We start from the raw sequence: 13471 nt of genomic DNA, 5'->3' as shown, positions 1-13471 counted from the left end.
GGCGGGCGCCGCTCAGAACATGGCCATCGCGGCCTTCACCTTGGCGATGTAGTCCACGGTGTCCGGGCGGGGGCCGTCGCGCAGCACGCCGCCGAGGCCCTGGTAGTAGGCGCCGATCCCGAGCTCGAGGGTGGGCGTGCGGGCCTGGATGTACTTGATGTACGCGATGCCTGCCGTCACGTTGTCGTACGGGTCCAGCAGGTTCAGCTTCCGGCCCACCAGCTGGGACGCGAACTCGCCCGTCACGGGGATGACCTGCATCGTGCCGATCGCGTTGGCGGGGGAGACAGCCCGCTGGTTGAAGCGCGACTCGGTGTACGCGTGGGCCAGGGCGAGGCGCGGGTCGACGCCCATCTTGACGGCCGTCTCGCGGACGATCTGCTGCATCTGCTCGCGGGAGGGCACCGGCACGGACTGGAGCAGGCGGTAGTTCTCGTTGGCCGCGGCGGTCACGTGCGGCGGGTACGTGTAGTGCAGGAAGGTGTTGCCGATCGGCTGGACGTCCGAGACGGGCTGCGGGGCCACGGCGCCGTTGGAGATCACGAGCACCTGGCCGGGCCGCAGGATGGACTCCGCGGTGATCCCGTTGAGGCTGAGCAGCTGGGAGATGGAGACCTCGAAGCGCTGGGAGATGCCCCACAGGGTGTCGCCGGTGACCACGGTGTAGCGCACGGTGGACCCGGTGGTCGGCGCGGGGGCGGGCGTCGGGGTCGGCGCGGGGGCCGGGGCGGAGGCGGCCGCGCCGGTCTTCAGGACCATGCCGGGGTGGAGCATCGTGGAGGCGCTCATCCCGTTGAGGGACCACAGGGTGGACATGGAGACGCCGGTGCGCTCCGAGATGACCCACCAGCCGTCGCCGGGGCGCACGGTGTAAGTGGTCTCAGCGGCCTGGGACTGCGCCGGGACGGCGGCCAGGAGCATCAGGGGGACGGCTCCGCCGGCGAGTGCGGAGCGCAGGCGGCGGCGGGCGGGGGTGCGAGCGGAGAGGGGCACGGTGAGGACCTCGGATCCAGGGTCATGCGGGACATGGCGGTGGGGAAGCGCTGGGGTTCCCCAGCAGTCGGGCGGAGTGGGGGAGCGTGAGCCCGCCCCGTCGTGCCGTGCGACCTCGTCGATGTTATCGGAACGTGACCTGATCTCCCATTCCCCATTGCTGAGGAATTTCTGTGCATCTCGGACGTCAATTGTCACTCGCAGTTCACCCTGTATTCACCGTCACGGGGACCCGAAAGGGTCCCGCGGCCGCGCGTACCCTGGACGCGTGACCATTCCTTCCTCAGACTCCCGCGTCCCCGCCGACGCCATCCCCGCCGAGCTCGACGCCCTCGTGGGCGAGTGGCTCGCGCTGCCCGACGTCGCCGAGCGGCTGGACGTCGTGGTGACGCGCGTGCACTCCCTCGTGAAGGACCGCCGCCTCATCGCCGTCCGTCGTCCCGAGCCCGCGGTGCGCGCCGTCCCGGCGCTCTTCCTCGACGAGGAGGGGATCCTCGACTCCCTGCGCGGCACGCTCGTGCTCCTGCAGGACGCCGGGTACAGCGACGCCGAGGCCCTGCGCTGGCTCTTCACACCGGACGAGTCCCTCCCTGGCCGCCCGATCGACGCGCTGCGCGGCGGACACAAGACCGAGGTGCGGCGGCGCGCGCAGGCACTCGCCTGGTGACGTCGGCCCGGTGAGCCCTCCCGTGGTGCCGCGCGCGCCCCGCCTCAGGCGGAGCGGCGGGTGAACGCGTCGATCAGCCCGCTCACCGCAGAGCAGACCGCGTCCTCCACGCCCAGCCCCTCCCAGGCGGCGACCCCCGCGGTCGCCTCCGCGGAGAGCCGGTCGACGTCGGCCGCCACCGCGGCACGCGCGCCGCACTCCTCCAGGCGGCGCTGCCAGTGGGCCACCCGGTCGTCCGCGAGGTCGGCGTCGCCCAGGTCGGCGTCCAGGGCCTCCGCCTCGGCGGGGTCGAGGAGCGCCGCGGCCCGCGCGATCAGGACCGTCCGCTTGCCCTCCCGCAGGTCGTCTCCACTCGGCTTGCCCGTGAGAGCAGGGTCGCCGAAGACGCCCAGCAGGTCGTCGTGATACTGGAAGGCCAGGCCGAACGGCAGCGAGACCGCCGCGAACGCCTCCAGGAGGGCGTCCTCGGCCCCGGCGAGCAGCCCGCCCAGGGCGAGGGGGTGCACGGCCGAGTAGCGGGCTGACTTGAACTCCACGACGGTGGCCGCGGAACGCACGGCCTCGGCGGGATCCGGGTCCGGGGGCGTCATCTCCGCGAGGACGTCCAGGTACTGGCCGGCCATCACCTCGAAGCGCATCCGCTCCATCTCCGCACGAGCCCGGCCCGCCCGCGGCGAGCCGGCGATCGACTCGGCGAACGCCTCGTCGCTCAGGGCCAGGCACACGTCGCCGGCCAGGATGGCCGCGGAGACGCCGAAGTGCTCCGCCTCATGACGCCATCCCGCCGCGCGGTGCGTCGCCTCGAAGTGCCGGTGCACGCTGGGCATGCCGCGGCGCGTGTCCGAGCGGTCCAGGATGTCGTCGTGGATGAGCGCCGCCGCCTGGAAGAGCTCGAAGGCGGCCCCTGCCGTCACGATGCGCGGGTCGGCCGGGTCCGCGCCGGCGGCGCGCCAGCCCAGCCAGCACAGCACGGCGCGCAGGCGCTTGCCGCCCGAGGTGAGCCGGGCGATGGCGTCCACCACCGGCACGGCCCCGGGGTGGATCGCCCGCGCGTCGTCCCGCCGTCGGTCCAGGATCTCCTCGAGCCGGGCCGCGACGGCGGCGCTGTGGGTGTCCGGCGAGGGCGCGTCGGCGGGGGAGGGGCTCAGGGTCGCGGCGTCGGGCATGCCCACACCCTAGCCGCCGGTCACTAGGCTCGACCCATGCCCGCACGCCCGTCCGATGCCGCCGCCGCACCCGTGCGGGAGGCCTCGATCCTGCACGTGGACATGGACGCCTTCTTCCTGTCCGTGGAGGTGCGGGAGCGGCCCGGGCTCCGGGGCCTGCCCGCGGCCGTCGCGTCCCCGATCGGGCGCTCCGTCGTCCTCTCCGCCTCGTACGAGGCGCGCGCGTACGGCGTCCGCTCCGCCATGCCGCTCGCCCACGCCAAGGCGCTGTGCCCCCCGCTCGCGGTGGTGGCCCCGCGGCAGGACGTCTACCGTGCGGTCTCGGCGGAGGTCATGGCGCTGCTGGGGAGCGTCACCCCGGTGATGGAGCAGCTCAGCGTGGACGAGGCGTTCCTGGACGTGGCCGGCGCCCGACGGCGGCTGGGACCGCCCGAGCGCATCGCCCGGCTCATCCGCCGTCGGGTGGCGGACGAGCTGGGCCTGCCCTGCACGGTGGGCGGGGCCGCCGTGAAGTTCGTGGCGAAGATGGCCTCCACCGCCGCGAAGCCGGACGGGCTGCTGATCGTCCCGCCCGAGCGCACCCTCGCCTTCCTCCACCCCCGGCCCGTGGGGCACCTGTGGGGCGTGGGCCCGGTGATGGCGGGACGGCTCGAGACCCGGGGGATCGCCACGATCGGCGACCTCGCGCGGACCGACCCCGAGCGGCTGCGCGGGTGGTTCGGCGCCGCCGGCGCGGCCTGGTCCGAGCTCGCCCGCGGCCGGGATCCCCGCCCGGTGGCCCCGCGCGCGGCGGCGCGCACGGTGGGCGCCGACCACACCTTCGACGTCGACCCCACCGACGGGGAGGCGGTGGCCCTCGAGCTGCTGCGTCTCGGCCACCGGGTCGCGGCGCGGCTGCGCGCCGACGGCGTGGAGGCCGCGGGGGTGACGGTGCGCCTGAAGGACCCCCGCGGCCTGGTGCGCGCCCGCACCGCACGGCTGCCGAGGCCGAGCGCGGCCGCCCACGACCTCGTGGCCGCGGGCCGGCGGCTGGCTGACGAGCTGCTGGCAGAACGCCGTCACCCCGTCCGTCTCGTGGGACTGCGGGCCGAGCGCCTGACGGCAGCGGGGGAGCCCGTCCTCGAGCAGGACGCGCTCTTCCCCGCCGAGGGGGAGGAGCCGGCGGCCTCGTCGTCGGCCTGGACGGAGGCCGAGACCGCCGCCGACGCCGTCGCGCGGCGCTTCCCGGGGGCGGCCGTCCGTCCGGCGTCGCTGCTGCCGGCCCCGCGGCCGGACTCGCGCGGGGGTCCTGGCACGCCCGTCCGGTGAGCACTATCCTGGTCTGACCCGGCGCCCCCGTGCGCCCGCGTCCGCGGCCTCACGGACGACGCCTGTGATCGAAGGAGCGGGAGTGCCTCTCTCGGAGCACGAACAGCGCATGCTGGACCAGCTGGAGCGCCAGCTCAACGACGAGGACCCACGCCTCGCCACCCAGCTCGCGGAGACGTCGCGACCCGCCCTCCCGGTGCGTCGCATCGTGCTGGGGGCGGTGCTCGGCGTCGTCGGCCTGCTCGTCATCCTGGCGGGCGTGTCCACCCACCTCCTCCTCGTCGGCGTGCTGGGAACGCTCCTGCTGGGCGCCGGGATCCTGGTGCTCACGGCACGGGGGCCGGCCCAGGCCGCCCGCCCCGGGCGCTCCGGGCGTCCGACCCCGGACGCCGGGCGGCGCGAGTTCATGTCCCGCCTCGAGCAGCGCTGGGACGAGCGCCGGCGCCGCGAGCCGTGACCGCACCGGCGCGCTGAGCCCGCCGGTGCGGGAGATCCGGTCCGTCCTCGCGCCGCCCCGTCCCCACTCTCCTCCACCAGACCCCTCCACTTTCCTCCTCCACCGCCTCCTCGGCCCTCCATCGGCCCCGATCCCGCCCCGGGATCGGGGCCGGCGGCGTCCTGGGGCTCATCGGCGTGTCCCGGAGTGGGCGGCTCTCCACCGCCCCCCACCCGCCGACGACCGCGGGATTCCGCGGAGGTGAGCGGCGTCATCGGGCCGACGGGAAACGCCGCGCCGACGCGGTGGGAGGAGGGGGTTGTCGGTGGGGGAAAGTGGGGTAAAGTGGAGCGCAGGAGAGAGCAGTGGTCCCGACTCTGGTCGGGAGGGACCACTCGGCGAGTCAGGGGGTGCCATGTTCCTCGGGACCTACACCCCCCGGCTCGACGAGAAGTTCCGGCTGATCCTCCCCGCGAAGTTCCGTGAGGAGCTGTCCGAGGGACTCGTCCTGACGCGCGGGCAGGAGCGGTGCCTCTACGTCTTCAGCGCCCGTGAGTTCGAGAGGGTCCACGAGCAGATGAGGGCGGCTCCGCTGTCCTCCCGCCAAGCCCGTGACTACATCCGCGTCTTCCTCTCGGGAGCGTCGGACGAGGTCCCGGACAAGCAGGGCCGCGTGACCGTGCCCGCTCCGCTGCGCCAGTACGCGGGGCTGGACCGGGACGTGACCGTGATCGGCGCGGGGACCCGGGTCGAGATCTGGGACACCGCGTCCTGGAACGAGTACCTGGCGGAGCAGGAGGCCGCGTTCTCCGAGACCGACGAGGACGTCCTCCCCGGCGTGTTCTGACCACCGACTCACCGACTTCCCCCGCGTGAGACCTCCACCCGACGTCGCCGCACCTGACCCGCCTTCCCCTGGGCCAGGCACGGCGACGGACGGATGGGGATCCCGCCCGAGGGACCATGTCCCACCGATGGATGAGAGCAGGAGCAGGAGGTCGCCCATGGACGCCGACGCCCCCCTCCCGGACCGCTCCGCGGATTCCGCCCCCCGCCCCGAGGACCGCCACGTCCCCGTCATGCGCGACCGTGTGGTCGACCTGCTCGCCCCCGCCGTCCAGGCCGCCGTCGACGCCGGGCGCGTCCCCGTCGCGATCGACGGCACGCTGGGCATGGGCGGGCACACGGAGGCCCTGCTCCGCCGTTTCCCCACGCTGCGTGTGATCGGGATCGACCGCGACCCCCACGCCCTGCGCATGGCGCAGGAGCGCCTCCGGGAGCTCGCAGAGCGCCTCGTCCCCCACCACGGCACCTACGACGAGGTGCCCGAGGCCATGGAGGCCGCCGGCGTGACGCGCGTGGACGCGGCCCTCTACGACCTCGGCGTCTCCTCCTACCAGCTGGACGACCGGGAGCGGGGCTTCGCGTACTCCTACGACGCGCCGCTCGACATGCGCATGGACACCACCGCAGAGCGCTCGGCCGCGACGCTGGTGGCGGACCTGGACGAGGACGAGCTGCGTCGCATCATCCGCCGCGACGGCGAGGAGCGGTTCGCCGGGCCGATCGCCGCGGCGATCGTGCGCGCCCGTGCCGAGGCCCCCATCGAGACCACGGGCCGCCTCGTGGACGTCATCCGGGATGTCGTGCCCGTCTCCGCCGGCGCCAAGGGCGGCCACCCGGCCAAGCGCACCTTCCAGGCCCTGCGCATCGCGGTGAACGAGGAGCTCGACATCCTCGACGCCGCCGTGCCGGCCGTCCTGGACGCCCTCGCCGTGGGAGGCCGCCTCGTCGTGATGAGCTACCACTCGCTCGAGGACCGGATCGCCAAGCGGCACCTGAGCGCCTGGGCCACCTCGACCGCGCCGCCCGGGTTCCCCGTGGTCCTGGAGGAGCACGAGCCCGTGGTGCGCATGCTGACCCGCGGCACCGAGAAGCCCACTTCCAGGGAAATCGCTGAGAACCGCCGCGCCTCCTCGGCGAAAGTGCGTGCGGTTGAGAAGATCAGGGCGACGAGGACACCGCAATGACGGCGTATGAGGAGTTGGGCATGAGCGCACAGGCGCGGATCGAGACCACGCTGCACCCGGTCTCGCCCTACGAGGCGGTCCCGCCGCGGGCCCTCGAGCCGCGCACCCCCCTCTCCGTCGTCCCCGCCCCGCTGCCGCGCTCCGGACCGGGGCTCGTCGTGTTCTGCGTGAGCCTGCTGGTCGCGGCCCTCGCGGCCGTCCTCGTGCTCAATATCACGCTCTCCAACCGTCAGTACGCCCTGCTCGAGCTGCGCGCGGAGCAGCAGACCCTGATGCAGACCAACGAGCGCCTGGCCGAGCAGGTGGGCTACCTCGAAGCACCCCAGAACCTCGCCGCGCGCGCCGACGCCCTCGGCATGGTGCCCCCCGCCGGCACCGCGGCCCTGGACGCCTCCACCGGAGAGTTCTCCGGCGAGGCCGTCGGGGCGGGCACCGGCAGCGTCTCGGCCGCCTTCGTCGCCCCGCCCGCCGGCGCTGACGCGGCGGGCCCCGCGGACGCCGAGGGCCGCATCCCCGCGCCGCGCACGGGGGCCGGCGCGGCCGACCCGGCAGCGGCCGCCCCTGCCTCCGGCGAGCCGTCTGCGCCCGCCGCAGGCCAGCCGGGGCCCGCCGTCGACTGATGACGCGTTCCGCCCCCCACCCCGCCCACGGCGGGTCTCGGGTCCTCTCCGCGCCCGGACTGCCCACCGTCCGCACCCGAGCCGCCCTGCTGGTGGTGCTGGGACTCCTGGCCGCCCTCGCGCTCCGCCTCCTCTTCGTGCAGGGCGTGGACCCCACGGGCCAGGCCGCCAGGGCCATGGACGAGAGGCTGCGCACCCAGACGCTCGAGCCCGAGCGCGGGTCCATCCTCGACCGCGACGGCGACGTCCTCGCCGCCAGCGTCCGCCGCTACGACATCGTGGTGGACCAGCGCCTCGTCAAGGACTTCGACGAGTGGGACCGGGAGAGCGGCGGGGAGAAGCGGGTGAGCGTGGACGAGCGGCTCCGGGAGCTCGCCGGGGTGCTGGAGCTCTCCGAGGAGGAGGTGCGCCGCTCCACCCTCGGCGACCGTCCCTACGCGGTGGTCAAGCGCTCCGTCACCCCCGAGGTCCGTGAGCGGGCGCTCGCCGTCCGCGTGCCCGGCGTCCTGGCCGATCCGGTGGACCGTCGGACCTATCCGAACGGGGCGGTGGCCGGCAGCGTCGTGGGCTTCATGGGCGGCGACGGCGAACCCCTCGAGGGCCTCGAGCTCAGCCAGGACGCCGTCATGTCCGGCACGGAGGGCACGCGCACCTTCGAAGTGGGCGCGGACGGCATCCGCATCCCCAACGCGGAGTACGAGGAGACACCCGCGGTGGACGGTGCGGACCTGCGCCTCACGCTGGACAAGGACGCCCAGTGGTACGCGCAGGAGCAGATGGGCGCCCTCGCGGCCCAGCACCAGGCGGAGTGGGCGAACGCCGTCGTGATGGACGCCCGCACCGGCGACGTGCTGGCCATGGCCGACTCCACCACGGTCGACCCGGCGGAGCCGGACGCCACCGACGCCCGCTTCCGCACGCCCACCACGCTCACCACGCCGTACGAGCCGGGGTCCACGGGCAAGGCCCTCACGCTGGCTGCGGCCCTCGACGCCGGCGTGGTCGAGCCGGAGGACGCCTTCACCGTCCCCAACCGGATGGACTTCCACGGCCAGACGATCAGCGACGCCGGGCGGCACCCGACCTTCGACATGACGGCGGCGGGCATCTTCGCGCGCTCGTACAACACGGGCACGGTCCAGATCGCGGAGCGGCTCACGGACCAGCAGCGGTACGACGCGATGCGCGCCTTCGGGATCGGCCAGCCGATCCCGCTCGGCCTTCCCGCGCCCGCGACGTCCGTGCTCGTCCCGCCCTCCGCGTGGGACGGCCGCCAGCGCCTCGTCACGGCCTTCGGGCAGGGCTACACGCAGACCACCCTGCACACCGCCCAGATGTACCAGGCCCTCGCCAACGGCGGCATGCTCATGCCCGCGCGGCTGATCGACGCGGCCGTCGACGCGGACGGGGCGGAGCGGCGGTGGGAGGACGGGCGCACGCCCCGCCGCGTGGTCTCCGAGGACACCGCGGCAGAGATGCTGCGCATGACGGAGACGGTGATCACCCAGGGGACGAGCAAGGCCGCCGCGATCCCCGGGTACCGCGTGGGCGGCAAGTCCTCCACCGCCGAGGCCGCCGGACCGACCGGGCGCTACGACGGGTACAACTACGGCTTCACGGCGGTGGCGCCGCTGCACGACCCGCGCTTCGTGGTCTCGGTGTCCCTGCACCGCCCCACGGCAGGCGGCAGCTCGAAGGTGGCCGCGGAGGCCGCCGCGCGGATCATGGAGCACATGCTGCGCCAGGCCAACGTCCCCGCCGCCGGGGCGGACCCCCACGACTACCGTGTGTTCGTGGACGACCCGCAGGAGCGCCCGTGGTGACGCGAGGACAGACAGTGACGAGCACGGAGGAGCACCCCATGACGCAGACGCCCGGACCCGAGGCGCCGCTGAGCCCGGCGGAGCAGGACGGGGCGTTCCGACCCGCGCACGTGGACCCGCTGCCGTGGGACGCCCTCCTGAGCGCTCTCGAGACCGCCGGGCAGCCTGCCCGCGTGCACGGCGAGGCGCCCGCCGCGGGCCTCACGGGGGCGGCCCTCGACTCACGGGTCGTCCGCCCCGGCGACCTCTACATCGCCCTGCCCGGTGCGCGTGCCCACGGCGCCGCGTTCGCGGGGGCCGCCCTCGACGCGGGCGCCCGCGCCGTTCTCACCGACGCCGCCGGCGTGCGGCTGCTGGCCGAGGCCGGTCGCGACGCCGTGCCCGTCCTGGACGTGGAGTCAGTGCGCACCGCCGCCGGCGTGGCGGCGGCGGCGGTCTACGGCCGGGGCCTGGATGCGGGGCCCCGACTGGTGGGCGTGACGGGCACGAACGGCAAGACCACCACGAGCTTCCTCGCCGCCGCGCTGCTCGAGGCGCTCGGGCGCCGCAGCGGGATCATCGGCACCATCCTCACCCGCGCGGGGGAGCGCACGGTGCCCTCCACCCTCACCACCCCGGAGTCCACCCAGCTGCACGCCCTCATGGCGCTCATGCGTGAGGAGGGCGTGGACACCACGGTCATGGAGGTCTCCTCGCACGCCGTCTCCTACCGGCGCATCGCGGGGCTGCGGTACGCCGTGGCCGGCTTCACGAACCTCACGCAGGACCACCTGGACCTGCACGGCTCCATGGACGAGTACTTCGCGGCCAAGGCCGGGCTCTTCGACGCCGACCGCACGGACCGCGCCGTCATCACCGTCGACGGCGGCGAGGGCCCGCGCTGGGGCCTGGCCATGGCACGGGCCGCGCAGGCGCCCGTGACCACGCTCGCGCTCGGCCCCGCGGCCCCCGTGCCCGGCGCGCTCGCCGCGGAGGCCCCGGACTTCCGCGCGGACTGGGCGATCACGGAGCTGACGCCGGACGGCCTCGGCCACCGGTTCACCCTGCACCACGCCGCGTCGGGGCGGGTCCTGCGGGCCTCCGTGGGCCTGCCCGGGCGCTTCAACGCGGCCAACGCCGCGCTCGCGGCCCTCCTGGTGCTGCACGCCGTCGGGGAGGACCAGCTGGACGCGCTCGAGGCCGTGCTGGACGTCCCGGCGGGGGAAGGCCCGTTCGCGGCGGCCGTCCCCGGCCGCATGGAGGTCGTGGGGCGCGAGCCGGACGCCGTGGTGGACTTCGCCCACAACCCCGACGGCATGGTCCAGGCGCTCACCTCCCTCTCGGACGCCCGCGCGGCCGGCGGCCGGACGGGGCGCACGCTCATCGTCTTCGGCGCCACGGGCGACCGCGACGTCACCAAGCGTCCGCTCATGGGGCGGATCGCCGTCGACCACGCCGACGTCGTGATCGTCACGGACGACACGCCCCACTCGGAGGACCCCGCGCCCATCCGCGGCGACGTGCTCGCGGGTGCCCGCGAGCAGGCCGCCCGTGCGGCGGCCGAGGGCCGCACGGTGCTCGTGGAGGAGGTCGTCCCGCGCGCCGCGGCGATTCGGCGGGCCGTGGAGCTCGCGGCGGACGCGGACGGCATCCTCGTGGCCGGCCGCGGCCACGAGACGGAGCAGGACTTCGACGGCGTGGCCGTGCCGCTGGACGACCGCGTCGAGCTGCGCTCCGCGCTGGCCGAGCGCACGAGGGGCCGGTCGCAGGCGTCCTCCGGGGGTAAGGTCGACCCGTCATGATCGCTCTCACCGCCGCCCAGGTCGCCGACGCCGTCTCCGGCGCGCTCACCGCCGCCCTCGACCCCGAGACCGTGCTCGTGCACGCCACCCCGGACTCCCGGCAGGTGGAGGGGGCCGGCACGCTCTACATCGCGAAGCCGGGGGAGAGCGCCGACGGCCACGACTTCATCGACGCGGCCCTCGCCGCCGGCGCCTCCGCGGTGCTGGCCGAGCGCGTCACCCACGCCCCCGACGGCGCGGAGCATCCCGCGATCGTCGTGCCGGATGCGGTGCTCGCGATGGGCGCCCTCGCCCGCGAGGTGATCCGCCGCATCCGCGCGCACTCCGAGACCACCGTCGTCGGGATCACCGGCTCGGCCGGCAAGACCACGACGAAGGACCTGCTGGCGGCCCTGCTGTCCACGCAGGGCCCCACCGTCGCCCCCGTCGGATCCTTCAACGGCGAGGTCGGCGTGCCGCTGACGGCCTTCCGCGCCGAGCTGGACACGCGCTTCCTGATCGTGGAGATGGGGGCCGACCACGTCGGCAACATCGCCTACCTGTGCGACATCGTGCAGCCGGACGTCGGCGTGGTGCTCATGGTGGGCACCGCCCACGCGGGCAGCTTCGGCGGGGTGGAGAACATCGCCACGACGAAGGGCGAGCTCGTCGAGGCGCTGGCCGCCGACGGCGTCGCGATCCTCAACCGGGACGACCCGAAGGTCGCCGCGATGGCCTCCCGCACCCAGGCCCCCGTCACCTGGTTCTCCGCCGACGAGGACGCCCTCGCCTCCGTGGCCGAGGACGTCGCCGCGGGCCGCGCCGCCGCCCTCGTGGCCGCCCGCGACCTGCGCATGGACGCGGAGGAGCACCCCGAGTTCGACCTCCAGGTCGGCGCCGACCTCGACGCGCCCCGCCACCCGGTCCGCTCCGCCCTGACGGGCGCCCACCACGCCTCCAACGCGCTCGCGGCGGCCGCGGCCGCCCACGCCGCGGGCATGGAGCCCGCCGCGATCGCCCGCGTCCTCGACGGGCTCGGCCCCACGAGCCGCTTCCGCATGGAGCGCACGGACCGCGCGGACGGCGTCACGGTCATCAACGACGCGTACAACGCCAACCCCGAGTCCATGCGCGCGGCCCTGCGGACCCTGGCCACGCTCGGCCGCTCCACGGGGCGCCGCACGTGGGCCGTCCTCGGCGAGATGCTCGAGCTGGGCGACGCCCGCGTGCGCGAACACACCCTCGTGGGCGAGTCCGTCGTGCGCCTGAACATCGCCCAGCTGCTCGTGGTCGGCGCCGGCGCGCGCCCCCTCTACCTCGCCGCCCTCAACGAGGGCAGCTGGGGCGAGGAGGCCCACTTCGTGGACGACGCCGCGCAGGCCGAGGCGTTCCTCGCCGCGCGCCTCGAGCCCGGCGACATCGTGCTCGTGAAGTCCTCGAACGGGGTCGGTCTGGCCGCCCTCGGCGAGCGGCTCGCGACCGCGGACGTCGACCCCTCCGCCTCCCCCTCCGTCCCGTCTCTCAAGGAGCCCCGCCCGTGATCGGCCTTCTCGTCGGTGGCCTCCTCGGCCTGATCCTCTCGATCGTCGGCACCCCCCTGTTCATCCGGTTCCTCGTGCGGAAGGGGTACGGCCAGTTCATCCGTGACGACGGTCCCACCACGCACAAGACCAAGCGCGGCACGCCCACCATGGGCGGCGCCGTGATCATCGGGGCGCTCGTGCTCGGCTACCTCCTCACGCACGCGGTGCTCGCCCTGATCGGCAGCCCCATGGCCGGCCCCACGGCGTCGGGCCTGATCCTGCTGTTCCTGACCGTCGGCATGGCGTTCGTGGGCTTCGTGGACGACTTCACGAAGATCACGAAGCAGCAGTCCCTCGGCCTCACGGCGCGAGGCAAGATCATCCTGCAGGCGCTGATCGGCACCGCGTTCGCGCTGCTGGCCCTGAACTTCCGCGACGAGCGGGGCCTCACCCCCGCCTCCACCGCGGTCTCCTTCGTGCGCGACGTGCCGTGGCTCGACCTCGCCTTCGCCGGCCCCGTGCTGGCCGTGGTACTGTTCGTGATCTGGTCCAACCTCATCACCACCGCCACCACGAACGCGGTGAACCTCACGGACGGCCTGGACGGCCTGGCCACGGGCGCGACCGCCATGGCGACCGGCGCGTACGTGCTCCTGTCCCTGTTCCAGGCGAGCCAGCACTGCGGGCTCGGCGGAGCGCCCGGGTGCTACGAGGTCCGCGACCCCATGGACCTCGCCCTGCTGGCCGCCGTGCTCACCGGCGCGCTGCTCGGCTTCCTGTGGTGGAACACCTCGCCGGCCAAGATCTTCATGGGCGACACCGGCTCCCTCGGCCTCGGCGGCGCCCTCGCCGGCTTCGCGATCTTCACGCGCACCGAGATCCTCGTGGTGCTGCTCGCCGGCCTCATGGTGGCCATCACCCTCTCCGTGATCATCCAGGTGGGCTGGTTCAAGATCTCCGGCGGCAAGCGCGTGTTCCTCATGGCGCCGCTGCAGCACCACTTCGAGCTGAAGGGCTGGGCCGAGGTCACCGTGGTGGTCCGGTTCTGGCTCGTTGCGCTGATGTGCGTCATCGCCGGCCTCGCCGTCTTCTACGGCGAGTGGCTGCTCGCCCAGGGCGGCCTCGCCGGGGTGACCCCGTGAGCG

At 74.6% G+C, this 13471-nt stretch carries 12 protein-coding genes; 10 read left to right on the top strand and 2 right to left on the bottom strand.

All coding sequences use genetic code 11. The annotated features are described in order from the left end of the window. Positions 1-12: 12 nt before the first annotated feature. Positions 13-993: a LysM peptidoglycan-binding domain-containing protein gene (locus tag KZX60_RS09255; RefSeq protein WP_248117718.1), complete on the bottom strand. Its 981-nt coding sequence runs from the start codon at positions 991-993 to the stop codon at positions 13-15. Between the two features lie 268 nt (positions 994-1261). On the opposite strand from KZX60_RS09255, the gene KZX60_RS09250 reads away from it, so the two are divergent. After that, positions 1262-1660, top strand: a complete 399-nt coding sequence (locus tag KZX60_RS09250) for an Rv2175c family DNA-binding protein (RefSeq protein ID WP_248117716.1) — start codon at positions 1262-1264, stop codon at positions 1658-1660. A 44-nt stretch (positions 1661-1704) separates the two neighbouring features. On the opposite strand, the gene KZX60_RS09245 is transcribed toward KZX60_RS09250, so the two are convergent. Then, positions 1705-2826, bottom strand: a complete 1122-nt coding sequence (locus KZX60_RS09245; RefSeq protein WP_248117714.1) for a polyprenyl synthetase family protein — start codon at positions 2824-2826, stop codon at positions 1705-1707. Between the two features lie 36 nt (positions 2827-2862). On the opposite strand from KZX60_RS09245, the gene dinB reads away from it, so the two are divergent. The 9 genes from dinB to mraY all read left to right on the top strand — a co-directional run bounded on the left by dinB (position 2863) and on the right by mraY (position 13468). Next, on the top strand, positions 2863-4134 hold the full coding sequence (dinB, locus tag KZX60_RS09240) for a DNA polymerase IV (RefSeq protein WP_248117711.1): 1272 nt from the start codon (positions 2863-2865) through the stop codon (positions 4132-4134). Positions 4135-4216: 82 nt separating this feature from the next. Further along, positions 4217-4591, top strand: coding sequence for a DUF3040 domain-containing protein (locus tag KZX60_RS09235; RefSeq protein WP_248117709.1), 375 nt, complete (start codon positions 4217-4219; stop codon positions 4589-4591). Between the two features lie 394 nt (positions 4592-4985). Next, positions 4986-5417: a division/cell wall cluster transcriptional repressor MraZ gene (gene mraZ, locus KZX60_RS09230; RefSeq protein WP_248117707.1), complete on the top strand. Its 432-nt coding sequence runs from the start codon at positions 4986-4988 to the stop codon at positions 5415-5417. 157 nt (positions 5418-5574) lie between these two features. Then, the gene (rsmH, locus tag KZX60_RS09225) at positions 5575-6600 is read left to right on the top strand and encodes a 16S rRNA (cytosine(1402)-N(4))-methyltransferase RsmH (protein WP_248117705.1); all 1026 of its coding nucleotides are present in this window, start codon (positions 5575-5577) and stop codon (positions 6598-6600) included. A gap of 20 nt (positions 6601-6620) precedes the next feature. Continuing rightward, entirely contained in the window at positions 6621-7220 is a 600-nt protein-coding gene (locus tag KZX60_RS09220; protein ID WP_248117703.1) for a hypothetical protein, read from the top strand. Beyond that, on the top strand, positions 7220-9043 hold the full coding sequence (locus tag KZX60_RS09215) for a penicillin-binding protein 2 (protein WP_248117701.1): 1824 nt from the start codon (positions 7220-7222) through the stop codon (positions 9041-9043). Before KZX60_RS09220 ends, KZX60_RS09215 begins: the two co-directional genes overlap by 1 nt. A 38-nt stretch (positions 9044-9081) precedes the next feature. Continuing rightward, the gene (locus KZX60_RS09210; RefSeq protein ID WP_248117699.1) at positions 9082-10824 is read left to right on the top strand and encodes a UDP-N-acetylmuramoyl-L-alanyl-D-glutamate--2,6-diaminopimelate ligase; all 1743 of its coding nucleotides are present in this window, start codon (positions 9082-9084) and stop codon (positions 10822-10824) included. Next, on the top strand, positions 10821-12344 hold the full coding sequence (gene murF, locus KZX60_RS09205) for a UDP-N-acetylmuramoyl-tripeptide--D-alanyl-D-alanine ligase (RefSeq protein ID WP_248117697.1): 1524 nt from the start codon (positions 10821-10823) through the stop codon (positions 12342-12344). Before KZX60_RS09210 ends, murF begins: the two co-directional genes overlap by 4 nt. After that, positions 12341-13468: a phospho-N-acetylmuramoyl-pentapeptide-transferase gene (gene mraY / locus KZX60_RS09200; RefSeq protein WP_248117695.1), complete on the top strand. Its 1128-nt coding sequence runs from the start codon at positions 12341-12343 to the stop codon at positions 13466-13468. Before murF ends, mraY begins: the two co-directional genes overlap by 4 nt. Positions 13469-13471 lie beyond the last annotated feature (3 nt).

The sequence above is a fragment of the Micrococcus sp. EYE_212 genome, assembly GCF_023147585.1.
Classification (GTDB): Bacteria; Actinomycetota; Actinomycetes; order Actinomycetales; family Micrococcaceae; genus Micrococcus.
This window is presented reverse-complemented; position numbering and strand designations above follow the sequence as displayed.